The following is a 22,405-nucleotide window of genomic DNA, read 5'->3' as shown; positions in this document are numbered from 1 at the left end:
TCGGTGCAGATGAGCGCTTTCCCGGAAACCGTGGTCCTGCTGGCCGACGACCGTACCCCGATCGGCACAGCGGACAAGTTCACGGTGCACACAGACCACACGCCCCTCCACCTGGCCTTCTCGTGCCACGTCCGGAACACCGACGGGGACGTGCTGGTGACCCGTCGCGCCCTGTCGAAGAAGACGTGGCCCGGTGTCTGGACGAACACGTTCTGCGGGCACCCCGGCCCCGACGAGTCCTTCGAGGACGCCATCGCCCGCCGTGCCTCGCGCGAACTCGGCATCACCGTGCGCGACGTCGAACTCGTGCTGCCCGACTTCCGGTACCGCGCCGTCGACGCCTCGGGCATCGTCGAGAACGAGGTCTGCCCGGTGTTCCGCGCCGTCACCGACGACCTGCCCGCCCCCGCGGACGACGAGGTCGCCGAGTACGCGTGGGTCTCCGAGGACTCCCTGCGGGCCGCCGTCGCCGGTGCACCGTTCGGCTGGAGCCCCTGGCTGGGCTGGCAGCTGACCGAACTCGAAGCCGCGGGTCTGCACATCACTCGCTGACCCGGGCGCACGCGCACCCGTCGACCGTCGGGTTGTCGGGGCGCGCCGGCGGGCGTACGCTCGACCGTCGGCAGCGCCCTGGGCGCCGCTGCAGGACCAACGAACGACGCAGACGAGAAGGGCAGGTGAGGCGCGATGTCGGGTGACCATCCTCGCGCGGGCCGGCAGCCCCTCCCCCTCGCCGCCGCGCCCGTGTCCTAGATCTCCTCCGCCCGCCGCGGTCCGCCGCGGCATCGCGTCTGCCTGCTCCCCGACCACGAGGAGCACGCGCATGGCAATGATCGACAACGCGATCTACGTCGAAGGACGTCGCGTCCAGTCGCCTTCGACCCTGGCGCTCGGCGCCCGCCACCAGGTCCCCCGCTGCGACCTGGCGTGGATCGGGCTGCTCCGCCCCGACCCGAAGGAACTCGACGCCGTCGCGACCGAGTTCGACCTGCACGAGAACGCCGTCGAGGACGCCCGCAAGGGACACCAGCGCGCGAAGCTCGAGCGCTACGGCGACACCCTGTTCCTGGTGCTCCGGCCGGCCTGGTTCGACCAGTCCGAGGGCACCGTCGAGTTCGGCGAGGTGCACCTGTTCGTCGGCGACCGGTTCGTGGTGAGCGTCCGGCACGCCGAGCGCCCCGACCTCGCGGCGCTCCGCGCGCAGGTCGAGGCCGACCCCGAGTTCCTGGCGCTGGGGTCGGAGGCCGTGACCGCCGCGGTGCTCGACGAGGTCGTGGACGGCTACGCGCCGGTCGTCGAGGTCCTGCAGGACGGGATCGACGCCATCGAGGACCAGCTCTTCGCCGGACAGGTGGACCCGGGTGTCTCGAAGCGGATCTACCAGCTGCTCAGCGAGGTGCTCTCGTTCCAGCGCGCCACGAAGCCGGTGCCGGCGATGGTGAAGGGCCTGCTGCGCGGGGCCGACAAGTACGGCGTCGACGACGAGGTGCAGCACCGCCTGCGGAACGTGCTGGACCACGCCCTGCGCGTGACCGAGCGGGTCGACTCGTTCCGGTCCTTGCTCGAGAACGCCCTGACGCTGCACGCGACCCTGGTGTCGCAGGAGCAGAACGAGGCCATGCGCCGGATGACCAGCGCCAGCCTGGCCCAGGGCGAGGAGAGCCGGCAGCTCGCCCGCGCGGCACACCGGCAGGGCGAAGAGGTCAAGAAGATCTCCTCGTGGGCGGCGATCCTGTTCGCGCCCGGGTTGATCGCCGGCGTCTACGGGATGAACTTCGACCACATGCCGGAACTGCACTGGCGGTACGGCTACCCGGTCGCGATCCTCGGCATGCTCGCGCTGATGGGCGTGCTCTGGGCGATCTTCCGCAAGCGCAACTGGCTCTGACGATCCGGACACACCGCCCGGCCCGTGGTTATCGTCATCGCCATGAGGACCAGTCGGATCCGCGGCGTCGTTGCCGTGCTCGCAACCGTGACCGCACTCGTCGCGGCCGCGATGCCCACCAGCACGGCGGCCGCCGCTCCGGCCGCACCCGGCTGCGACTTCGCGGACCCCGGCACCGGGACGTACGCGGACACCCTCTGCTGGCTCGACCTGAGCTCGCTCGACCAGGCCGTCGCCGGCACACCCGAGGGCCAGGAACTCGACCTGCAGCTCCCCGGCGGGTACCGGCTGGCGGCGACCGTGACGGTGACCGGCGGAGCGGTCGCACCGGTCCGCCTGCCGACCTACGTCGGGTCGTGGCTCGGCAACCGCGGGCACTACACGGGCATCGACCCCGCCGTCCGGCCGGCGCTGTACCAGCAGGCCGCCGCCACCACCACCACGGCGACCCTGGCCGACGTCCGGGTGACCGACGCCACCGGCACCCCGGTCACCGGGTGGTCGCTCGTCGGCGCCGACGCCGAGGAGACGGCCGCACGCGAGTCGATCACGTGGACGTCGGATGCGCCGATCACGTCGTTGACGATGCGCCCGGACGGCGTCGACGAGCGCGGGACCGCGTGCGGCGGCGGCTTCACCGGCATCGGCACCACGACCGTGACCTGCACGGGGAACGGCGGAACCCCGACCGGCACGGCGATCGTGGCGACCCGCGAGCCGTCGACCTTCAGCCAGACGATGGCGAGCCGCGGCGGCCGCGAGGGCGTCGCCTTCGGCGTGCTCGTGTCCCGGGTCTCCCTGACGAAGCAGATCGTCGACGGGTTCGGCGGCGACGCCTTCCGCGCAGCGGTCGTCGACGCGGCCGGCCGGCCGGTCGCCGCAGCCGACACGACGGGCTCGAGCAGCGTCTCCACGGGCGAGGTCACGCTGCTCGTCCCCGCGGACGGCACGCCCCTGACCTTCTCCGAGACACCGCTCGGCACGACCGACGTCGCCCGCTACGGCGACCCGTCGTGGTCCTGCACCCGGAACGGTGCGGCGGCGGCGGACCTGCCGGCCGGCACCGGGGTCGGGGCATCCGTCTCCGTCGCGGTCGGCGTCGGCGACGCGGTGGCCTGCACGATCACGAACACGGCCCTGCCCACGGGGCTCACCCTGACGAAGCAGGGCACCGCCACGGACGTGGACGGCGACCGCCTCGTCGACGCCGGCGACCGGGTCGCGTGGATCCTCACGGCGGAGAACACCGGCCGCGTCCCGCTCTCCGACCTGTCCGTCGACGACCCGACCCTCGGCCCGATCACCTGTGCGGCCACCGCCCTGGCCCCCGGCGAGCGGACCACGTGCCGGAGCGGCGCGACGACCATCCTCACGGACGACGACGTCACCGCCGGGGTCGTCACGAACACCGCGACCGCCGATGCCGTGGTGACCGGCACGAGCACGACCGTCCCGTCCGTCACTGCGACCGCCGAGGTCGGCGTCGACCGACCGCAGGTCGCCGTCGTGGTCACGGACACGACCGTCGACGGCCCGGACGCACACGTCGTCGTCGAGGTCGACAACCCCGGGACCGTGCCCTTGACCGACGTCACGGTGACGGTCCCAGGTGCCGAGCCGGTCGCCGCGCCCGACCTCGAGCCGGGCGCCGACGCGGAGGTCACCGTCGACGTCCCCCTGCCGGACGCCGCCGGGACCGTTCCCGTGTCGGTCGTCGCGACGCCGACCACGGCGCTCGGCGAGGCACCGTCGGTCCGGGCCGCGGCCGAGGTGGCGCTGCCCGCAGCCGCACCGACACCGACTCCCGTGCCGAGCGCGTCTCCCACGGCGTCGCCGACCGCGCAACCCGCACCGCCCGCCGGTGCGGCCGTCCCGCCGGGGTCGGCCCCGTCGGACCCGGCCGGGCCGATCAGGTCGCTCGCCTTCACCGGGGCGTCCGGGGCGCTCCTGCCGCTCGGTGGCCTCGCCGTCCTGGCGGTCCTGCTCGGCGGTGCCCTGGTGGTCCGGCGCCGCACGGCTCGGGGCTGAGGCAACTGCTGCCGCTCCCCCGGCGCGCAGTCTGCACGCACCGGAGGCCACGGCCGACGGCGTCGGGCTGGCGTGCAGCGCACGGCAGTGCATAATGATCTGGCCCGGAATGTGAACGTGCACATCGATGTGCCACGGACCCGGGCGGAAACGAGCAGCAATGGCGTCATCGCGGGCACAGCAACCGCGTTCGCCCAGCATCCGTGACGTCGCACGGATCGCGGGCGTCTCCCACCAGACCGTCTCGCGGGTGCTGAACAACTCCGACGCCATCCGCGACGCCACGCGCGACAAGGTCCTGGCGGCGATGGAGCAGCTGCAGTACCGGCCGAACCGTGCGGCGCGGGCCCTGGTGACGAGCCGGACCCACACGATCGGCGTCCTCACCGCTCGCCGCGCCCACTACGGCCCGGCGGTCGCGCTGCAGGCGATCGAGGACGCGGCCATGCTCCGCGGGTACTCGGTGACGACGGCGAACATCGCCGAGGCGACCGACACCGCCGTGCGCGAGGGGCTCGGGCACCTGCTCGACCTCGACGTCGAGGGCATCGTCGTCATCGCACCCCAGCAGCGGGTGTTCGACCTGATCGAGGAACTCGGCATCCGCACGCCGTACGTCACGATGCGGGCCAGTGTCGGCGAGGACCCGACGGCCCTGTGGGTCGACCAGATGGAGGGCGCGCGACTCGCGACCGAGCACCTGCTCGACCTGGGCCACGAGTACATCCGGCACATCGCAGGCCCACAGGACTGGATCGAGGCCGACGCCCGCATGCAGGGCTTCCTGCGCGCCATGTCCGACCGCGACATGTCCGTCGTCCCGCCGATCCTGGGCGACTGGACGGCGGACTTCGGTTACCACGCCGGCCGTGAACTCCTGCGGTGGCGGGACTGCACCGCGGTCTTCTGCTCGAACGACCAGATGGCCCTGGGCGTCATGCACGCAGCGCGCTCCTACGGGCTCGACGTGCCGGGCGACCTGTCGGTGGTCGGCTACGACGACATCCCCGAGGCGAAGCACTACTGGCCGCCGCTCACCACGGTGCAGGTCGACTTCGCGGAGCTCGGACGCCGGTGCGTGGACCTGCTCCTGCCGGGCGACGACGAGCTGCTCCGCCCCATCGACATCGTCCCGCAGCTCGTCGTGCGTGCGTCCACGGGAGCCCCGCGCAGCCGCTGACCCGACGGGTGGAACGTGCGGGACTCCGCACGATCACCCCAACGCGGGGGACGTGATCGGCCTGCTTCCGCCAGATCACGCAGGCCGTTACGGAAACGCGACCAATCCGAATTGACAGCCGCACCGGGGCTGTGCGTAAATTACCTCCGTCCAGCCGATGTGACCGTTCACATGAGCGTCACACGAGCAGGACACCGGACGCGACAACGAAGTCCACGCAGGCCACCTGCGCCCATTCGCTGCCGCAGCAGAACCACCCGAAGAACTGCCGCATCGCAGCGGCAGAAGGAGATGCACTGTGGCGTCACACCCGATCGACACCGGACTCGAGACCCGGTCGATCACCGCACCCGAGACCATCCTCGAGATGCGCTCGATCACCAAGGAGTTCCCTGGTGTGAAGGCGCTCTCCGAGGTCTCCCTCAGCGTCCGCGCCGGCGAGATCCACGCGATCTGCGGCGAGAACGGCGCCGGCAAGTCGACCCTGATGAAGGTCCTCTCGGGCGTCTACCCCTACGGCACCTACAGCGGCGAGATCGTCTACGAGGGCGAAGAAGTCCGCTTCTCGAACATCAAGCAGTCCGAGCAGGCCGGCATCGTCATCATCCACCAGGAGCTGGCGCTCATCCCGGAGCTCTCGATCACCGAGAACCTGTTCCTCGGCAACGAGCCCGGCCGCTTCGGGCGCATCGACTGGACCGCCGCACAGCTCCGTGCGCAGGACCTGCTCGCCCGCGTCGGCCTGGCCGACGACCCGGACACGCAGATCAAGAACCTCGGTGTCGGCAAGCAGCAGCTCGTCGAGATCGCGAAGGCCCTGCACAAGGACGTCAAGCTCCTCATCCTCGACGAGCCGACCGCCGCGCTCAACGAGAACGACTCGCAGCACCTGCTCGACCTGATCGTCGGGCTGAAGGCCAAGGGCATCGCGAGCATCATCATCAGCCACAAGCTCAACGAGATCGAGCAGATCGCCGACGAGATCACGATCATCCGCGACGGCAAGGCCATCGAGACGCTCAACGTCAAGGCGGACGGCGTCAACGAGGACCGCATCATCCGCGGCATGGTCGGCCGCTCGCTCGAGAGCCGGTTCCCGGACCGCACTCCGAAGATCGGCGAGACCTTCTTCGAGGTCCGCAACTGGACCGTGCAGCACCCGCTCGACTCGTCACGTCTGGTCTGCAAGGGCTCGAACTTCCACGTCCGCCGCGGTGAGATCGTCGGCTTCGCCGGCCTGATGGGCGCCGGACGCACCGAGCTCGCGATGAGCCTGTTCGGTCGCTCGTACGGCACCTGGCTCGACGGCCAGATCATCAAGGACGGCCGTGAGATCAAGGTCACGAACGTCCAGCAGGCGATCGAGAACGGCCTCGGCTACGTCTCCGAGGACCGCAAGGCGCTCGGCCTGAACCTGCTCGACACGGTGAAGCGTTCGACGGTCGCCGCCGACCTGAAGAAGATCTCGAAGGTCGGCGTCGTCGACTCGCTCGAGGAGTACTCCGTCGCCGAGAAGTACCGCAAGATGCTCCGCACCAAGGTGCCGAGCGTCGAGGACAACGTCGGCAAGCTGTCCGGTGGCAACCAGCAGAAGGTCGTCCTGTCCAAGTGGATGTTCACCGACCCGGACATCCTGATCCTCGACGAACCCACCCGCGGCATCGACGTGGGCGCGAAGTTCGAGATCTACGGCATCATCCAGCAGCTCGCGGCCGAGGGGAAGGGCATCATCCTCATCTCGTCCGAGCTCCCCGAACTCCTCGGTCTCTCCGACCGGATCTACACCATCTTCGAGGGTCAGATCACCGCTGACCTCCCGGCCGACCAGGCCGATCCCGAATCGCTCATGCGCAGCATGACCTCCGCGCGGAAGGGCGCCACCGCCTCATGAACAACCTGAAACTGCTCTTCGGCAAGGGCAACAGCATCGGCCAGTACGGCATGATCATCGCCCTCATCGTGCTGTTGGTCTTCTTCTCGGTCACGACGAACGGGCTCATCCTCGAGCCGACCAACGTCATCAACCTGTTCCTGCAGTACTCGTACATCCTGATCCTGGCGCTCGGCATGGTCATGGTCATCATCGCGGGGCACATCGACCTGTCGGTGGGTTCGGTCGCAGCGGTCGTCGGCATCGTCGTGGCGCAGTCCATGGCCGTGTGGGACTTCCCGGTGTGGGCCGCCATCATCCTGGGTCTCGCGTGCGGTGCCCTGATCGGTGCGTGGCAGGGCTTCTGGGTCGCGTTCGTGAAGGTCCCGGCCTTCATCGTGACGCTGGCCGGTCAGCTCATCTTCCGTGGTGTGAACCAGATCATCGGCAACTCGACGTCGGTCCCCGTCCCGGACGCCTTCACCCCGATCGGTGCCGGCTTCCTCGGTGACTTCGGCCCCGACTTCGGCTTCAGCAACGGCACGCTCCTCATCGGCCTCGTCACGATCCTCGCGCTCATCATCATCGAGGCCCGAGGCCGTGCCCGCCGCCGGAAGATGCAGGCCGAGGTCCCGCCGCTGTGGGTCTCGATCGTCCGCACCGGCATCCTGGTCGCCGTCACGCTCGTCGCCACGTACCTGTTCGGCGCCGGCCCGGTCGGCACCTCGGTCCCGATCGTCGCGATCATCCTCGGTGTCCTGACCATCATCTACGGCTTCGTCACGAAGAACACGATCTTCGGTCGCCAGGTCTACGCCGTCGGTGGCAACGCCAACGCCGCCGTCCTGTCCGGTGTCTCGGCGCGACGGGTCAACTTCTTCGTCATGATGAACATGTCGATCCTCGCCGCGATCGCGGGCATGGTGTTCGTCGCCTACTCCGGCGCCTCGGGCCCCGCGGACGGCACCGGCTGGGAGCTCGACGCGATCGCCGCCGTGTTCGTCGGTGGTGCTGCGGTCGCCGGTGGCGTCGGCACGATCTCGGGCTCGATCATCGGTGGTCTCGTCATGGCGCTGCTGTCGAACGGTCTGCAGCTCATGGGCCTCGAGTCCAACCAGGTGCAGATCATCCGCGGTCTGGTCCTCCTCGTGGCCGTCGCCTTCGACGTCTACTCGAAGTCGCAGGGTCGTCCGTCCCTGATCGGCGGCATGCTGCGGCAGTTCCAGCGGAAGGACACCGAGCAGAACACGGTGGCCGCCCAGCAGCCGCGGTCCATCGAGGACCAGCCGGACAAGATCACCCTCCCCTAGTCCAACCCTTCCCCTCACAGCACCACCACCTCAACGAAGAGAAAGCAATCTCATGCGCAAGAAGCTCATCGCTGGCATCGGTCTGGCACTCGTCGCGGGCCTGGCCCTCAGCGGCTGCTCGGCACGCGGCTCGTCCGACGACGCCGGCAGCACCAGCAGCATCAAGAAGGGCGACCTCATCGGCGTCGCCCTGCCGGCCAAGACCTCGCAGAACTGGGTCCTCGCGGGTGCCGCGTTCAAGAAGTCCATCGAGGACGCCGGCTTCAAGGCCGACATCCAGTACGCCAACGCCGGCAACCCCGTTCCGGACCAGCAGTCGCAGATCTCGGGCATGATCACCAAGGGCGCCAAGGCCGTCATCATCGGTGCCGCCGATGGTTCGCAGCTGACCGCGCAGGTCAAGTCCGCCAAGGACCGCGGCGCCGTCGTCATCGCCTGGGACCGCAACATCCTGAACACGAAGAACGTCGACTACTACGTGGCGTTCAACAACTTCAAGGTCGGCCAGCTCCAGGCCGAGGCGCTGCTCAAGGGCCTCGAGGAGAAGAAGGGCGACAAGCCGTACAACGTCGAGCTCTTCGCCGGTTCGCCGGACGACGCCAACGCGACCGTGTTCTTCAACGGTGCGATGGACGTCCTGCAGCCGAAGATCGACGACGGCACGATCAAGGTCGTCTCCGGCCAGACCACGTTCCAGAAGGTCGTCACGCAGGGCTGGCTCGCGCAGAAGGCCCAGTCGCGCATGACCGACCTGCTCTCGCAGTACTACACGGGTGACACCGAGCTCGACGGCGTCCTGTCGCCGAACGACACCCTTGCCCGTGCGATCCTCACCGCGACCAAGGCCGCCGGCAAGGACAACCCCGTCGTGACGGGCCAGGACTCGGAGACCGCGTCCATCCCGCTCATCATGAAGGGCACGCAGTACTCGACGATCTTCAAGGACACGTCGAAGGAGGCCCAGGCGGCCGTCGACCTCGTCTCCACGCTGTCGAAGGGCGACAAGCCGGACACGAAGATGGACAAGACGAACAACTACAACGGCAAGAAGACGGTCCCCGCGATCGAGCTCACGCCGGTCCTGGTCACCAAGGACAACGCCGTCGAGGCCTACAAGGGCAACGACACCCTCGAGGAGCTCGCCAAGAAGGGCTGATCTCCCCAGCACCACGGACGGCCCCGTCTCGCTTCGGCGAGACGGGGCCGTCCTGCGTCGTCCTGGGGCCGGCCACGGTCGGACGGGAGGCCCGGGGCACGTCGGGATCCGTGCCTCCCGTCCGCCGTGCACGCACGTCCGGTGCCCGCGCGACCCGCCGGGTCAGGACCGGGTCGCGCGCAACCGACGCGCCGCCTCCGCCAGGTGCGGCACGTCGGTGTGGGCGGTGCCGAACACCACCGCGCGGGTGGTGTCGAAGTAGCGCCGGGTCAGGCGTTCGCCGAGGTCGGACACCCGCGACCACGGGATGTCCGGCTCGCTCGCGGTGACGGTGCTCGGCAGGACGCGGACCGCCTCGCCGATCTCGACCAGGCGCATCCGGACCGCGTCGTGCACCAGGTCCTCCGGCAGGCGCGCGTCCCCCACGTAGCGCCGGATCGCCTCGCACGCACCGATGACGTCGTCGAGTCGGTCCCGGACCAGGCGGTGCGTCGTCGGGTCCTGGCTCACAGCGGCACCGCGCGGCGGACGACCTCGGGGCTCATGCCGGCGGCGTCCACGACGTCGACGCGCACGCCGAGCAGCCGTTCGGCGGCGTCCTGGATCCGCATCAGCGCGAAGATGCCGAGCCCCGCGTCGACGTCGATCATCAGGTCGACATCGCTGCCCGGGCCGTCCTCACCACGGGCGACGCTGCCGAACAAGCGCGGGTTCCGACCGCCGAACCGCTCGACGACGGTGATCAGGTCCTGCCGTGCGGCGGCGACGCGTTCGCGCAGGGGTGGCGGGTCCTCGACCGGCAGCAGGTCGATCGACGTGGTGAAGCCCGCGGCCCGGAGCATGCGCTGGAGCGCGGCGAGCGAGGGTTCGCGCCGGCCGTTCTCGTACGTGCTGATGACGCTCTGCGTGACACCGGCCCGCCGGGCGAGCTGCACCTGCGTGAGTTCGGCGCGTTCTCGGGCATCGCGGATGAGCGCGGCCGCCGACACCGTCGGCGCCGAACGTGGAGGGACTGCGGACATGCTGCAACGATACACAGAATGCGACATTTCGTCCGCTGGATGACGCGAGTCCTCGACCCGGTTCGACGACATCGATGTCGTGCGACGTCCGTGGAGTCGTTCCGGGTCGGGCGAACCGCGGTCAGGGGCGCGCTGAGACGTCCGCGCGGTGGAAGTTCTGCGCCGAACGCGACGGCGTCGGGCCGCGCTGGCCCTGGTACCGCGACTGGTACTCGGCCGAGCCGTACGGCTTGTCGGCGGGACTGGACAGCTGGAAGAAGCAGAGCTGCCCGATCTTCATGCCGGGCCAGAGCTTGATCGGCAGCGTCGCGACGTTCGAGAGCTCGAGCGTGACGTGGCCGGAGAACCCGGGGTCGATGAACCCGGCGGTCGAGTGTGTCAGCAGCCCGAGGCGGCCGAGCGAGCTCTTGCCCTCGAGCCGCGCGGCGATGTCGTCGGGCAGCGTGACGACCTCGTACGTCGAGCCGAGCACGAACTCGCCGGGGTGCAGCACGAACGCTTCGTCCGGGTCGGTCTCGACCAGCCGGGTCAGGTCGGGCTGGTCGACCGCCGGGTCGATGTGCGGGTACTTGTGGTTGTCGAACAGCCGGAAGAACTTGTCGAGCCGGACGTCGATGCTCGACGGCTGGACGAGCGAGGCGTCGTGGGGGTCGAGACCGATCCGGCCCTCGGCGAGCTGGGCGGTGATGTCGCGATCGGAGAGCAGCACGCCGTGCAGCCTAGCGGCAGCGGACCCCCGCCGATATGCTGCGAGGCTGTCCGGGGCCGGGCGGCGTCGCACCGCCGGGAGGAACCGACATGACCGCGTACACCGTCCACGAACTCGTGGTCCCCGCCACGATGGACGACGACCCGGGGACCGTGCAGGCGTTCCGCGAGTGGGTCGACGTGCAGAACCGCGCCGAGGTGTCGATCACCGGACTACCGGAGCTGCTCTGGACCCCCGAGGAACAACTGCCGTACCTGATCGACCCCGACGCGCCCAGCCGACTGTTCCTGGTCCGTGACGACGAGGGAACCGCGGTCGGGGCCGGCTCGTACGACTCGAAGGCCACCGCGGACGCCCCGAACTGCTGGCTCGCGGTCAGCGTCGCGCCCGAGCACCGACGCCGGGGGATCGGCACGCTCCTGGCCGGGTACGTCGAGGACGTCGCCCGGCAGCAGGGTCGCACGCAGTGGAAGACGTACGCCGTCTCCCGGCACGTCGGGGCGGCATCCGGCCCCGGCTTCCTCCGTGCACCCACCGGGTACGGCGCCGTGCCCGAGGACGAGCCGGGAGTCCGGTTCCTGGCGGGCCGGGGTTGGCGGTTCGGCCAGGTGAACCGGATCAGCCGGCTGGAGCTGCCCGCCGACCCGGATGCCCTCGCCGGCATCCGCGCCGCGGCGACCCGGGCAGCGGGCGACCGGTACCGCGTGCACACGTGGGCCGGACCGACTCCGCTCCGGTGGCAGACCGACGTCGCGATCCTCCTGACCCGGATGAGCACCGACGCCCCGTCCGGTGACATGGCCGAGCCCGAGGACGCCTGGACGGTCGATCGGCTCCGGACGCACGAGCAGCACCTCGACGACGGCCCGCGCACGATGCGCACCGTCGCCGTGGAGGACATGCCGTCCGGATCGCTGGTCGGCTTCACCCAGCTCGCCGTCCCCGGGCCCGTGGTCCAGCCCGTGATGCAGGGCGACACTCTGGTGCTGCGCGAGCACCGGGGGCACCGGCTCGGTTGGCTGCTCAAGGTCGTCGGGATCGAGACGATCGAGCGCGACCACCCGGGGCACCCCTCGATCATCACGTTCAACGCGGAGGAGAACCGCCCGATGCTCGACGTGAACGAGGCCGTCGGGTTCGTCGGCGTCGGCAGCGAGGGGATCTGGGAACACCGCCCGGCGTAGGGTTCCCCCATGGCACGCTCACGGGGGTTGGACGATCTGGTCAGCGACGGGGTCTTCCTGGCCTGGGAGGCGCAGCTGCAGCTCGCCGACCGGTACGACGACCACGAACGCTGGAACGTCGACCTCGCCGCCGGCACCCTGCAGTTCGTCGGGCCGCACCCAGGTGAGTTCCGCATCCAGCTCCTGGGGTCGGCCGCACCGGGGCCGCGCACCTGGCTCTGGGGCTGGGCGAACCCGTCGCAGTACCCCGCGTCGGTGCTCGCCGCCGCGAACGCCACCCGCGCGCTGGGCGAACGGCTCGGTGTCCCGGAACTCGTGCAGGGCGAGGTCCCGTTCGGCGAGCACCGGCAGGCCGACGCCGCAGACGCCGGGTACGAGTTCGCGTGGGACATGTCGATCGCGGCACGGCTGGCGACCGGTTCGTGGTTCGGCTTCGGCGGCCACGTCGGTGGGGGTTCCCGGCTGTGGGTCCTGTTCGAGGACGTCCTGTTCGTGCCGCCGACGGTCCCCCGGATGGTGCGGGTCTTCAGTGAGGGCCTGCAGACGACCGAGGTGCGCGACCACCGCCGCGCCGTGGGGAGCTGGGCGTCGCTCCGCGGTGTCCCCTGGGACGGGCGCACGCTGACGTTGGCGGACGGGACCATCACGGTCGACTTCGACGAGCTGGGCCGGATCCGCGACCTGCAGGGGTCGTCGGCGAGAGCCTGAGGCGGGCCGCAGCGCGCGCTGCGGACTGACACCGCTCCTCCAGACCGACCCGCCTACCATGGAGGGTCCGCGGTCTCGCGGACGCACGCGTCCCTGGAACAAGGTTGATGACCGTCACGTCCCCCGCAACCCAGCCCGGAGGCCCGGCGCCGGAATCCGCGCCCGTCACCGCACGCACGTCCACCGTCGCGACCGTGCTGGTCGTCGCGATCCCGCTCGCCGTCGCGTGCTCGCTCCTCGGGCTGACGATCACCGGAGCGTTCACCGCGAACCAGCAGCTGGTGTCCGCCGGTGACGTCGTCGAGTACGGCCTGCCGATCGCCCGCGTGGTGCACGACACCATGGCGGCCCTGACGGTCGGCCTGCTCATCGTCGCCGCGTTCGCGCTGCCGGCGCAGAAGAAGGACCACCGGGCACTCTCGAGCGTGCAGCACCGCGCCACGCGCTGGGCGGCGGCGACGGGATCGGTCTGGTTCCTCGCGGCTGCCGTCACCGTCGTGCTGACCGGCGCCAACACCCTCGGCGTCCCGCTCACCAGTCCGGTGTTCGCCCGCAACTTCATGCTGTTCGCGTTCCAGGTCGAGATCGGTCAGGCGCTCGTGGTCTCGGCGGCGGCGATCCTCATCGCGACCGTGATCGCCGCGTTCGCCACCCGGGTCACGACGCTCGCCGTCGCCACGGTGTTCGGTCTCTTCGCACTGCTCCCCCTGGCGCTGTCCGGCCACGCCGCCGGCTCGCTCGAGCACGCCAACGCGGTGAACTCGCTCGCGATCCACCTGATCGGGGTGTGCGTCTGGGCCGGTGGGCTCGTCGCCGTGGTGCTGCTGCGCACCCGCACGAAGGGCGCGACCGGACGGGTGGTCTCCCGCTACTCGACGTTGGCCGGCTGGTCGTTCGGTGCCGTCGCGTTCTCCGGCATCGTCAACGCCTCGCTGCGGCTGACCGGTCCGCTCGACCTCGTCACCACCCCCTACGGCGCGCTCATCACGGTCAAGGCGACCATCCTCGTGCTGCTCGGGATCGCCGGCGTCGTGCAGCGCCGCAAGCTCGTGCCCGGGCTGCTCCGCGCGCCGCTCGACCGTCGCCGGTTCACCCGGTTCGCGCTGGCCGAGATCGTCTTCATGGCCGTCGCGATCGGCGTCTCGGTCGCCGTGTCCCGCTCGCAGCCGCCGATCCCCCAGACGCCCGAGACCGGTGAGGACACCCGCTCCGGACTGATCGGGTTCCCGTTCCCGCCGGCGCAGACGATGCAGACCTACCTGACGCAGTGGCACATCGACTGGGTGTGGCTCGGGCTCGCCGTCGTCGGGGCCGTCTGGTACCTGCTCGCCGTGCGGAAGCTCCGGAAGCGCGGCGACAAGTGGCCCGTCGGGCGCACCATCGCGTGGGTCATCGGCTGCGCCCTGTTCATCTGGACCACCTCGGCCGGCCCAGCCGTGTACGGCATGATCCACTTCTCGTCGCACATGGTCCAGCACATGCTGCTCATGATGTTCGTGCCGCTGCCGCTCGTGCTCGGTGGTCCGGTGCTCCTGGCCATGCGCACCCTGCCGGTCCGGAACGACGGCTCCCGCGGGGCCCGCGAGTGGCTCATGCTCTTCGTGCACTCGCGGTACATGCAGTTCATGGGCAAGCCCGCCGTCGCCGGTGTCATCTTCGCCGGGTCGCTCGTGGTGTTCTACTTCACGCCGGCGTACCAGGCGGCGATGCAGTCGCACGAGTGGCACGTGGCGATGGTCGTCCACTTCGTGTTGAGCGGCTACCTGTTCTTCTGGGTGTTCGTCGGCGTCGACCCGGGGCCGAAGCGTCCGCCGTACCCGATCCTGATCATCGCGCTGCTCGCGACGCTGGCCTTCCACGCGTTCTTCGGGGTCGCCGTGATGACCTCGCAGTCGGTGTTCGCGATCGACTGGTTCCACGCCCTCGGCCAGACGAACGACGCGGCGCTGCTCGACGACCAGCACACCGGCGGCGGCATCGCCTGGGGCGCCTCCGAGCTGCCCATGGTCTTCGTGGCGTTGCTCGTGGTGCGGAACTGGATCCGGACGGACAAGCGTGACGCGAAGCGGCTCGACCGCAAGGCCGAGCGCGACGGTGACGCCGACCTGAAGGCGTACAACGAACGCCTGGCGGCGATCAACGCGTCGGACAGCGCGCGCCGCGACTGACGGTCGCGCGACGCACCTTCCTCGAACGCGGACGGCGCCCCGGGCAGTTGCCCGGGGCGCCGTCCGCGTCGTGCAGTCCGTTACTCCGCGGTGGTGTCGGCGATCGCGCCGCGAGCGGTACGGGTGCGACGGACCATCAGAAGTGCCAGGCCCGCGATGAGCAGTGCCGCCGCCAGTGCCACGGCGGTGCCGACGGCGACCGGCGAGCCCGTGAACGCGAGCGCACCGGTGGTGGTCGGTGCGGGCGTGGCGGACGCGGTGGCCGATGCCGACGGGACGACCGGTGCCGCCGTCGCCGACGGATCAGCCGAGGCGGACGGTGCCGGAGCGGGCGCCGAGGACGACGGCGCGGTCGGCTCGTCCGTGGGCCCCGGCGTCGGCTCGACGACGGGGAGCGCCGCGACGACGATCACGAGCGCGCTGCTCGACGCCGCGAACGACGCGTCACCGCTGTAGGCGGCAGTGACCGTGTTCGTGCCGACCGACAGGGCGTCGGTCTCGCAGCTCGTGTCGGGCAGGGCGACGGAGCACAGGACGGTCCCGTCCGCGGCCGTGAAGGTCACGGTGCCGGTCGCGCCGGTGGGCAGGCCGGACGCGGTCAGGCGGACCTTCGAGCCGACGACCGGAGCCGTCGCGTCGGTGCTCGCCACGAGCTCCGTCGACTGCGCGGTCACGACCAGCTCGAACGGCGCACCGTCGGCGGCCTCGTAGTTGTCGTCGCCGTTGTAGCGGGGGTGCACGGTGTACGTGCCACCCGGCAGGTCGGACGGGATCGCGCACGTGGTGTCGGGCAGCGTCGCGGTGCACAGGACGGTGCCGTCGTCGGTGACGTACTCGATGGTGCCGGTGGCGTCCTCGGGCACGTTCGGGGTGTCGAGCGTGGTGGTCTCGCCGTGCGTGACCGTCACCGTGGTGTCGGGTGCGGTCGGCTCGCCGCCGTCGCTCGGGTCACCGCCGTCGCTCGGGTCGCCACCACCGGTACCGGGCTGGGTGCCGATGGTCGTCGATGCCTTGCGGACCGTCAGGTCCACTGCGACCGAGGTCGAGTCGGCGTGCAGCGCGTCGCCGGAGTAGACGGCGGTCACCGTGTGCGCGCCGGCGCCGAGACCCTCGGCCACGCAGCTCGTGTCGGGGAGCGTCGCCGTGCACAGGACGGTGGAGCCCTCGCGGTACTCGACCGTGCCGGTCGGCGCGGCGACCGTCTCCGAACCGGAGCCCAGGCCGGTCACGTCGAGCGTGATCCGTTCGCCGTAGGCGGCGGACGTCGGGGTCGACTGGACCGTGACCTCGGTGGGGACCTTGGTCACGGTGAGCGCCGCGGTGCCGGTGGCACCGGTGTGGTCGGCGTCTCCCCGGTACGAGGCGGTGACCCCGGTCGTACCGACCTTCGAGGTCGGGACGTCGCACGAGGCAGCGCCGTCGACGATCTTCGCCGTGCAGAGCTCGGCGCCGGACTCGGTGTCGGTGAAGACCACGGAGCCCGTGGGTGCGGTGGCGCCGGACTCCACGGAGGAGCCGACCTTCGCGGTCAGCGTGGCGGTGTCACCGACGGTCGCGGTGGCGTCGGCGACCGTGAGCGTCGTGCCCTGCTGCTCGACGGTCAGGGCGCGGGTCACGGTGACCGCCTCGGCGTCGGTCGACGCCAGGACGGTGGAGATCGTCGCGGTGCGCGCTGCGCCGGTGACCGAGTACGGGATGGAGAGGGTCGGCAGCTCGGTGCCAGCGGCCAGGGGGGACGCGGCGTCGACGGCCTGGTCGCACGTGACGACCTGCCCGACGGGCGGCTGGCAGGTCCAGCCCGCACCGGTCACGCCGGAGACGTCGGGCGTGACGCCCGCCGGGAACGTGGTGGTGGTACGCACGAGCTGCGACTCGGAGCCACCGTCGGCCGAGACGGTGGGGGTGACCGTGTACGCGCCGGAACCGGCGTGCGCGACGGTGGCCGTGCCTCCCGTGCTGGCGGTCAGCACCGGCACCGGACCGGCGGCCGTCGTGGTGCGGAGGTAGTTGACCTCGTGGATGTCGTTCTGTCCGCCGGTGCCCGCGACCCAGCCGTAGGTGAGCTTGTAGGGGTAGCCGGTGGCGGGGTCGACCCACGACGGATCGACGTTCGCGGCGTTGCCGGCGGTCAGCTTCGGCAGAGCGCCCCGGACGATCTGCTGCGTGCCGCCGATGGACGTGAAGACGACCGCGTACTGGCCGGCGGGGACGGACACCGCGGTGTTCTCCTGCGCCGCGAGCGTCGATGCCGTCGGGTTGATCACGATCTCGACGGGGACCTTGGCCTGGTCGCGGTTCGTGACGCCGGTCTTGTTGAGCGAGCCGTTGACCACGGTGCGGGACTGCACGCAGTAGCCGGTGCCGCCGTCGCCGGGGCCACGGACCGTGACGGCGTTCGGCGTGAGGGTGCCGTTCGTCGCCTGGTCGGACGCGCACCCCGTGCCGCCGAACTGGCGGTTGCCGAAGTTGCCGTAGCGGTCGAGGCCGATGCCGAGGTACGCGTGGGACAGGCCCTGCGCGGTGTTCGTGGTGCTCGCGCTGTACCCGAGCGAACCACCCAGGTAGCCGATCTTCGCCGGCACGGTCGGGTTGTACGGATCGGTGGCGGCGAGGTAGAAGACGATGCCGTCGGCCGAGGAGCCGTTGTACTGGTAGCTGTCGAAGACCGCGTCGATGCCCTTGGTGATCGGCACGGACTGCTTCGCGCCCAGGCCACCGGCCTGGTTGTTCACCGCACCGGTCAGGCGGAGCGCTCCGCTGCCGTCGGCGTCCGTGGCACCCGCGCAGGTCGGGACCGAGCCGGTGTTCGAGGAGCCGGCGGACGGCTTCGCCGTCAGGCACGCGACGTTCGCGGCACCGGACTGCGTCGACGGCAGGATGTAGGCGTTGCCGGCGCTCGCGCCGGTGAACCCCTCGTTCACGAAGGTGGTCTGCGCGGGGGCCGCGGCGGATGCGGTGGTCGCGCCGACCCCGACGAGCGCGATGCCCGCGAGTCCGGCGACGACGACGCCGGTGAGGATCTTGCGAGCGCGCGCGACGGCGCGCCCCTGGTGGTGTGTACGCACTGGAGCCCTGTTCAGTGAGAAGGGTGCCGACGAGGAGCGTGCTCGCCCGGCTCGTCGGCTCGGGTCCTCACACCGTAGAGCGGCCTTGGGTACCCGCGGGTCTCGAAACCTGAGTTCTCACCACAACTGGGGGCACGGCCTGGCCGATCCCCGCGACGACCCGCTCCGTCAGTCGCCGTGGACGATGCAGACCGCGTCGAGGTCCAGTGCGGCCTCGAGCGCCGCAGAGATCCCGGACTCGCCGTCGGAGCCAGCGGGGGTGACGGTGTCCACCCACCACAGCGGCGTCGCGAGCGTGGGGGCGTCCGGCAGGATCCGCTCGACCTCGTCGAACGAGTCGACCCGCCGCACCCCGAGCACCGTGATCACCGGGTGGGTGGCGTCGCGGCAGACCTGCAGCATCGGGCCGTCGTCGAGGGCGCGGACGCCCCAGGACTCGTCGTGCAGGAGCAGCGCCTCGGCGACCTCCCGTGTCTCGACCGGTCGACGGCAGAGGATGGTGACGTCACGGGGCACCGTGACCGCCCGTCACCCGGGCGTCCCGCACGTGCCCGTCGAGCGTGCCCTCGTCGTGGGCGGGATCGAGCGGTGCTCCGCCGACGAGCTGCAGGAAGCGGTCCTCGTCGATGCGGTCGAGGAAGGACTCGAGGGCCTCCCAGCCGTCCTCGAACCGGACGATCATGCCGCCGTCGGCGCTGTCCGTGTCGCCGTCCTCGCTCCGGTCGCCGTCGGCCCCGGACCGGGTGCCGAACGTCGCCGTCGTTGTGCGCGGCGGCGGCCAGACCCCGTCGCGGTCGAGGAACTCGGATGCTTCGGGCCCGACGACGACGGCGAGCGGCGACGGCTCGCCGTGCGACACCGCGCGGACCAGGTGGTCGGCGTCTCCGCGGCGCTGCATGACCACACCGAAGACCGGCACCACCTGGTCAGCGACCTGCTGGACGGCGTCGAACAGGCGGTTCGCGAGCTCCGGGTCGGTGTTCTCCTCGGGCACGGTGAGCACGGCGGACATCGTCTCGACGACGACGCCACCGACCAGGTGAGCGGTCATGGTGGCGGAGAAGCCCTCGCCCACGGCGTACGACGTCGACACCCCGGGCGCCTCGTGCTTGGCGTACTGCGTGACGACCCAGCGGTCCCACGGCACGGTGAGTGGTTCGGCGGTGCCCCAGCGGGTGGGGCAGGTCCCCACGGTGTGGCACAGGGCCTCGATCGCGGATCCCATGTCCACGGCGCGCTCGGCGTGGTGGCGGAGGGTCAGGTCGATGCTGATCTGGCGGACGGAGTCCGCCGAGACGGGGTGCTCGGGCGACGGTGTGCCGACGAGTTCGGGACCGCGGTGCACGAAGTCCTCGATGCCCGAGGCGGCGACGCCCGTCCGGCCGTCCCGGAGCGTGCCGTCGAAGTCCGCGACGGCCCACGCGGCTCCGTACGCCCCGAGCGCGTGCCGGAGGGCCGGGGTGATCGCGGATTCCCGTCCGGTCCGCAGCACGACCGTGCGGCCGGCGTCCGCCGATCGGCGGAGCAGTGAGGCGAGCGCGTCGGTCAGCCACACGACCGGCGAGGCGGACTCGACCACGATGGCGGGACCGACCACGTCGTCGATGAGGGGATGCCTGACCATCCGGTCCTCCTCGGGTTCTTCGGCGCTGGAACTCCCTGGACGGTACACACGAGGACGACACCTGTCCGTCAGGCTGGCGTGCTCACAGCGGAGACTCGGGAGGCACGACACACGCCCGGCAGGAGGCGTACGGTGCGCGGTCGGCTGGCTTCCAGGCGAGAATCCGCTAGGCTTGCCGAGTCCCGTTCTGCGGGGCGCGCGAGTGTAGTTCAATGGTAGAACTCCAGCTTCCCAAGCTGGTAGCGCGGGTTCGATTCCCGTCACTCGCTCCAACTAGCATCGTGCTGTGGAGTCCAAGCCGGCATCTGTCCTCAAGGCGATCAGGGCCGAGATCATCGCCGGCACGCTCGCACGTGGCTCCCGGTTGAAGGAAGACGTCCTCGCCGAGCGCTTCGGCGTCTCGCGGGTCCCGGTGCGCGAGGCCCTCCGGCAGCTGGAGACCGAGGGCTTCGTCGAGTCCGAGAAGTTCAAGGGCGTCCGGGTCGCCGACTCCTCGACCGAGGTGGTCATCGAGCTCATGCAGATCCGCCGCGGGCTCGAGGTACTGGCTGCCGAGCTCGCCGCTCGTCGCCAGGGTGGCGAGTGCGCCGACCTGCTCCGCGCCGTCGGCCACGAGGAACGGTCCGACCAAGAGGTCGAGGCCGCGCAGTCGCCGCGGTTCGCGTTCCACGGGCTGGTGGCGCGGGCCTCGGGGAACGGCCGGCTCGAGACGATGATCGACCACCTCATCCACCAGACGGCCTGGGCCTTCGAGCGCGTCACACAGGAGGAGGTCGCGTCGAGCAGCGACGACCACACCGCCGTCGCCGGTGCGATCCTCCGCGGCGCCTCGGTGCAAGCGGGACTGCTGATGGACGAGCACCTGCGCCGCGACGAGGCGATCTACCGGGCCCTGAACCCGTAGGAACGTATACAAAACGAGAACGTAGTCCGCCGGAAACCAGCCCGAAACAGCTTTTCGTATACAAAAGAGTGACCACACGGTGCACCCACCGCACTCTTCCCCCGCTGGAGTTACGAATGTCCGCTGTAACCCGCTCCACCGCACCAACCAGAACCGCGTCCATTGCCCGGCCCGAGGGCGGCATCGGATCCGCCCTCGACTCGATCGGCTTCACCCGGGCCCAGTTCTGGGTCCTCATGCTCATCCTCGCCGGGGAGTTCTTCGACACGCTCGAACAGAACTCCATCGGCGCGATGGCCACCAACATCAAGGCCTCGCTCGCCATCGGCGACGTCCAGCTCTCCACGATCAACACCGCCACCGTCCTGGGTGGCCTGGTCGGCCGGTTCCTGGCCGGCTGGCTCGCCGACAAGTACGGTCGGCGGTTCTCGCTCGGGCTCAACCTGCTCGTCTACACGCTCGGCGGCCTCCTCAGCGCCGTCTCCTTCAACTTCGACATGCTGCTCGTCAGCCGGTTCATCGTCGGGATCGGCGTCGGCGGCGAGTTCATGATCGGCATCGCGATGCTGTCCGAGATGGTGGCCACCAAGTACCGCGGCGGCCTCATCGCCACCATCAACGTCGGCGCCGGCGGCATCGGCAACTTCATCTCCTACGGCCTGTTCCTGCTGCTGCTCGGGCCACTTGCCGTCCCGCTCGGCGGCGACGACCACGTCTGGCGCTGGACGTTCGTGATCCTGGCGATCCCCGCCCTGTTCGTCGTCCTGTACCGCCGCAAGCTGCCCGAGACGCCTCGCTGGCTGCTGTCGAAGGGCCGGGTCGACGAAGCGAACCGTTCGCTCGCGATCCTCGCCTCGAACACGCTCACCCCGCCCGCCGACGCCGCTCCCCCGGTGCGCCTGACGCCGGCCGACCTGCCCCCGGTCGCCCTGCACTCGTCACCAGCAGCGGTGTTCCACAAGCTCGTGCTCCGCCGGACGATCGCGATCGGCGTCGCCTCGTGGATGGCCTTCGGCGTGCAGGTCACGCTGAACTTCCTGATGCCGACCCTGCTCGTCGAGCGCGGCTACACGGTGTCGCAGAGCCTGCTCTACACGATGATCATGAACATCGGATCGCTCCTCGGGTGCACGGCGGCGGCGCTCCTCGCCAACCGCGTCGGACGACGGCCCCTCATCGCCGTCGCGGGCATCCTCGGCTGCCTCACCGCCCTGGCGTTCGCGGCGTTCGGCAACGACACCGCCGCGATCCTGGCGCTCGGCGCCCTGTTCCAGTTCTTCACGATGTTGACGAACACCACCCTCGCGGCGTGGACCGCCGAGGTCTACCCGACCGCGATCCGTGCCTCCGGCGCCTCGATCGTCAACGGCATCGGCAACATCGCCGGAGCGGTCATGCCGTTCGCCGCGATCGCGCTGTACGGGTCGTGGGCCTTCGCCGGCGTCTTCGGACTCGCCGCCGTGATGTACGCGGTCCTGGTGATCGCCTCCCGCTTCGCCCCGGAGACCCGCGGCCGCTCGCTCGAGGACGTCAACGAGAACGCCCTGTCGACCACCACCGCCTGACCCACCTGACCACCCGTACCAACC

The 22,405-nt window shown here is 70.6% G+C and carries 18 protein-coding genes and 1 tRNA gene; 13 read left to right on the top strand and 6 right to left on the bottom strand.

The features are described 5' to 3' along the window. Window positions 1–9: 9 nt before the first annotated feature. The 7 genes from idi to ACGH48_RS02220 all read left to right on the top strand — a co-directional run bounded on the left by idi (window position 10) and on the right by ACGH48_RS02220 (window position 9,432). Window positions 10–552 carry an isopentenyl-diphosphate Delta-isomerase gene (gene idi / locus ACGH48_RS02250; protein WP_111085474.1) on the top strand — a complete coding sequence of 181 codons (543 nt, stop codon included), beginning with the start codon at window positions 10–12 and terminating at the stop codon, window positions 550–552. A 271-nt stretch (window positions 553–823) separates the two neighbouring features. After that, window positions 824–1,888 (top strand): magnesium and cobalt transport protein CorA, encoded by a 1,065-nt coding sequence (locus ACGH48_RS02245; protein ID WP_123310569.1) that lies wholly within the window; start codon window positions 824–826, stop codon window positions 1,886–1,888. A gap of 42 nt (window positions 1,889–1,930) precedes the next feature. Beyond that, on the top strand, window positions 1,931–3,916 hold the full coding sequence (locus tag ACGH48_RS02240; RefSeq protein ID WP_396290023.1) for a CshA/CshB family fibrillar adhesin-related protein: 1,986 nt from the start codon (window positions 1,931–1,933) through the stop codon (window positions 3,914–3,916). A gap of 160 nt (window positions 3,917–4,076) precedes the next feature. Beyond that, window positions 4,077–5,096, top strand: a complete 1,020-nt coding sequence (locus tag ACGH48_RS02235) for a LacI family DNA-binding transcriptional regulator (protein ID WP_396290022.1) — start codon at window positions 4,077–4,079, stop codon at window positions 5,094–5,096. 367 nt (window positions 5,097–5,463) lie between these two features. Continuing rightward, window positions 5,464–6,987 (top strand): multiple monosaccharide ABC transporter ATP-binding protein, encoded by a 1,524-nt coding sequence (mmsA, locus tag ACGH48_RS02230; RefSeq protein WP_396291149.1) that lies wholly within the window; start codon window positions 5,464–5,466, stop codon window positions 6,985–6,987. Next, window positions 6,984–8,276 (top strand): multiple monosaccharide ABC transporter permease, encoded by a 1,293-nt coding sequence (gene mmsB / locus ACGH48_RS02225; protein WP_123310575.1) that lies wholly within the window; start codon window positions 6,984–6,986, stop codon window positions 8,274–8,276. Before mmsA ends, mmsB begins: the two co-directional genes overlap by 4 nt. A 52-nt stretch (window positions 8,277–8,328) precedes the next feature. Further along, window positions 8,329–9,432: a sugar-binding protein gene (locus ACGH48_RS02220; protein ID WP_123310577.1), complete on the top strand. Its 1,104-nt coding sequence runs from the start codon at window positions 8,329–8,331 to the stop codon at window positions 9,430–9,432. A gap of 162 nt (window positions 9,433–9,594) precedes the next feature. Here the strand turns inward: ACGH48_RS02220 and ACGH48_RS02215 are convergent, their stop codons facing one another. The 3 genes from ACGH48_RS02215 to dcd all read right to left on the bottom strand — a co-directional run bounded on the left by ACGH48_RS02215 (window position 9,595) and on the right by dcd (window position 11,163). After that, a complete protein-coding gene (locus ACGH48_RS02215) occupies window positions 9,595–9,942 on the bottom strand; it encodes a DUF86 domain-containing protein (RefSeq protein WP_123310579.1) in 348 nt (115 codons plus the stop codon). Then, window positions 9,939–10,454, bottom strand: a complete 516-nt coding sequence (locus ACGH48_RS02210; protein ID WP_185021238.1) for a helix-turn-helix domain-containing protein — start codon at window positions 10,452–10,454, stop codon at window positions 9,939–9,941. The genes ACGH48_RS02215 and ACGH48_RS02210 overlap by 4 nt, the downstream gene beginning before the upstream one ends. Window positions 10,455–10,575: 121 nt before the next feature. Beyond that, window positions 10,576–11,163: a dCTP deaminase gene (dcd, locus tag ACGH48_RS02205; protein ID WP_111085408.1), complete on the bottom strand. Its 588-nt coding sequence runs from the start codon at window positions 11,161–11,163 to the stop codon at window positions 10,576–10,578. Between the two features lie 89 nt (window positions 11,164–11,252). Here dcd and ACGH48_RS02200 point away from each other — a divergent pair, with 89 nt between their 5' ends. The 3 genes from ACGH48_RS02200 (at window position 11,253) to ACGH48_RS02190 (ending at window position 15,223) form a co-directional block, all read left to right on the top strand. Further along, complete coding sequence (locus ACGH48_RS02200; RefSeq protein WP_396290021.1) at window positions 11,253–12,347, top strand: GNAT family N-acetyltransferase; 1,095 nt, start codon at window positions 11,253–11,255, stop codon at window positions 12,345–12,347. A gap of 9 nt (window positions 12,348–12,356) precedes the next feature. Continuing rightward, a complete protein-coding gene (locus tag ACGH48_RS02195; protein ID WP_396290020.1) occupies window positions 12,357–13,055 on the top strand; it encodes a DUF6882 domain-containing protein in 699 nt (232 codons plus the stop codon). Between the two features lie 107 nt (window positions 13,056–13,162). Next, window positions 13,163–15,223, top strand: a complete 2,061-nt coding sequence (locus ACGH48_RS02190; protein WP_123310586.1) for a cytochrome c oxidase assembly protein — start codon at window positions 13,163–13,165, stop codon at window positions 15,221–15,223. Between the two features lie 80 nt (window positions 15,224–15,303). Here ACGH48_RS02190 and ACGH48_RS02185 read toward each other — a convergent pair whose 3' ends face one another. The 3 genes from ACGH48_RS02185 to ACGH48_RS02175 all read right to left on the bottom strand — a co-directional run bounded on the left by ACGH48_RS02185 (window position 15,304) and on the right by ACGH48_RS02175 (window position 19,912). Beyond that, the gene (locus tag ACGH48_RS02185) at window positions 15,304–18,288 is read right to left on the bottom strand and encodes an Ig-like domain repeat protein (protein ID WP_396290019.1); all 2,985 of its coding nucleotides are present in this window, start codon (window positions 18,286–18,288) and stop codon (window positions 15,304–15,306) included. 168 nt (window positions 18,289–18,456) lie between these two features. Beyond that, a complete protein-coding gene (locus ACGH48_RS02180) occupies window positions 18,457–18,804 on the bottom strand; it encodes a hypothetical protein (protein WP_396290018.1) in 348 nt (115 codons plus the stop codon). Next, the gene (locus tag ACGH48_RS02175) at window positions 18,794–19,912 is read right to left on the bottom strand and encodes a DUF6177 family protein (RefSeq protein ID WP_123310592.1); all 1,119 of its coding nucleotides are present in this window, start codon (window positions 19,910–19,912) and stop codon (window positions 18,794–18,796) included. The genes ACGH48_RS02180 and ACGH48_RS02175 overlap by 11 nt, the downstream gene beginning before the upstream one ends. Window positions 19,913–20,110: 198 nt before the next feature. Here ACGH48_RS02175 and ACGH48_RS02170 point away from each other — a divergent pair. The 3 genes from ACGH48_RS02170 to ACGH48_RS02160 all read left to right on the top strand — a co-directional run bounded on the left by ACGH48_RS02170 (window position 20,111) and on the right by ACGH48_RS02160 (window position 22,381). Then, window positions 20,111–20,184 (top strand) — tRNA-Gly (locus tag ACGH48_RS02170). Window positions 20,185–20,198: 14 nt separating this feature from the next. Further along, window positions 20,199–20,816 carry a GntR family transcriptional regulator gene (locus tag ACGH48_RS02165; RefSeq protein WP_123310594.1) on the top strand — a complete coding sequence of 206 codons (618 nt, stop codon included), beginning with the start codon at window positions 20,199–20,201 and terminating at the stop codon, window positions 20,814–20,816. Window positions 20,817–20,932: 116 nt separating this feature from the next. Continuing rightward, window positions 20,933–22,381, top strand: coding sequence for an MFS transporter (locus ACGH48_RS02160; RefSeq protein WP_396290017.1), 1,449 nt, complete (start codon window positions 20,933–20,935; stop codon window positions 22,379–22,381). The last annotated feature ends 24 nt before the right edge of the window (window positions 22,382–22,405 follow it).

Origin of the sequence: Curtobacterium pomorum (genome assembly GCF_044497295.1) — a bacterium.
In the GTDB taxonomy this organism is placed as follows: Bacteria; Actinomycetota; Actinomycetes; order Actinomycetales; family Microbacteriaceae; genus Curtobacterium.
The sequence above is the reverse complement of the archived record's forward strand: the minus strand, read 5'-3'. Positions and strand labels throughout refer to the sequence as shown.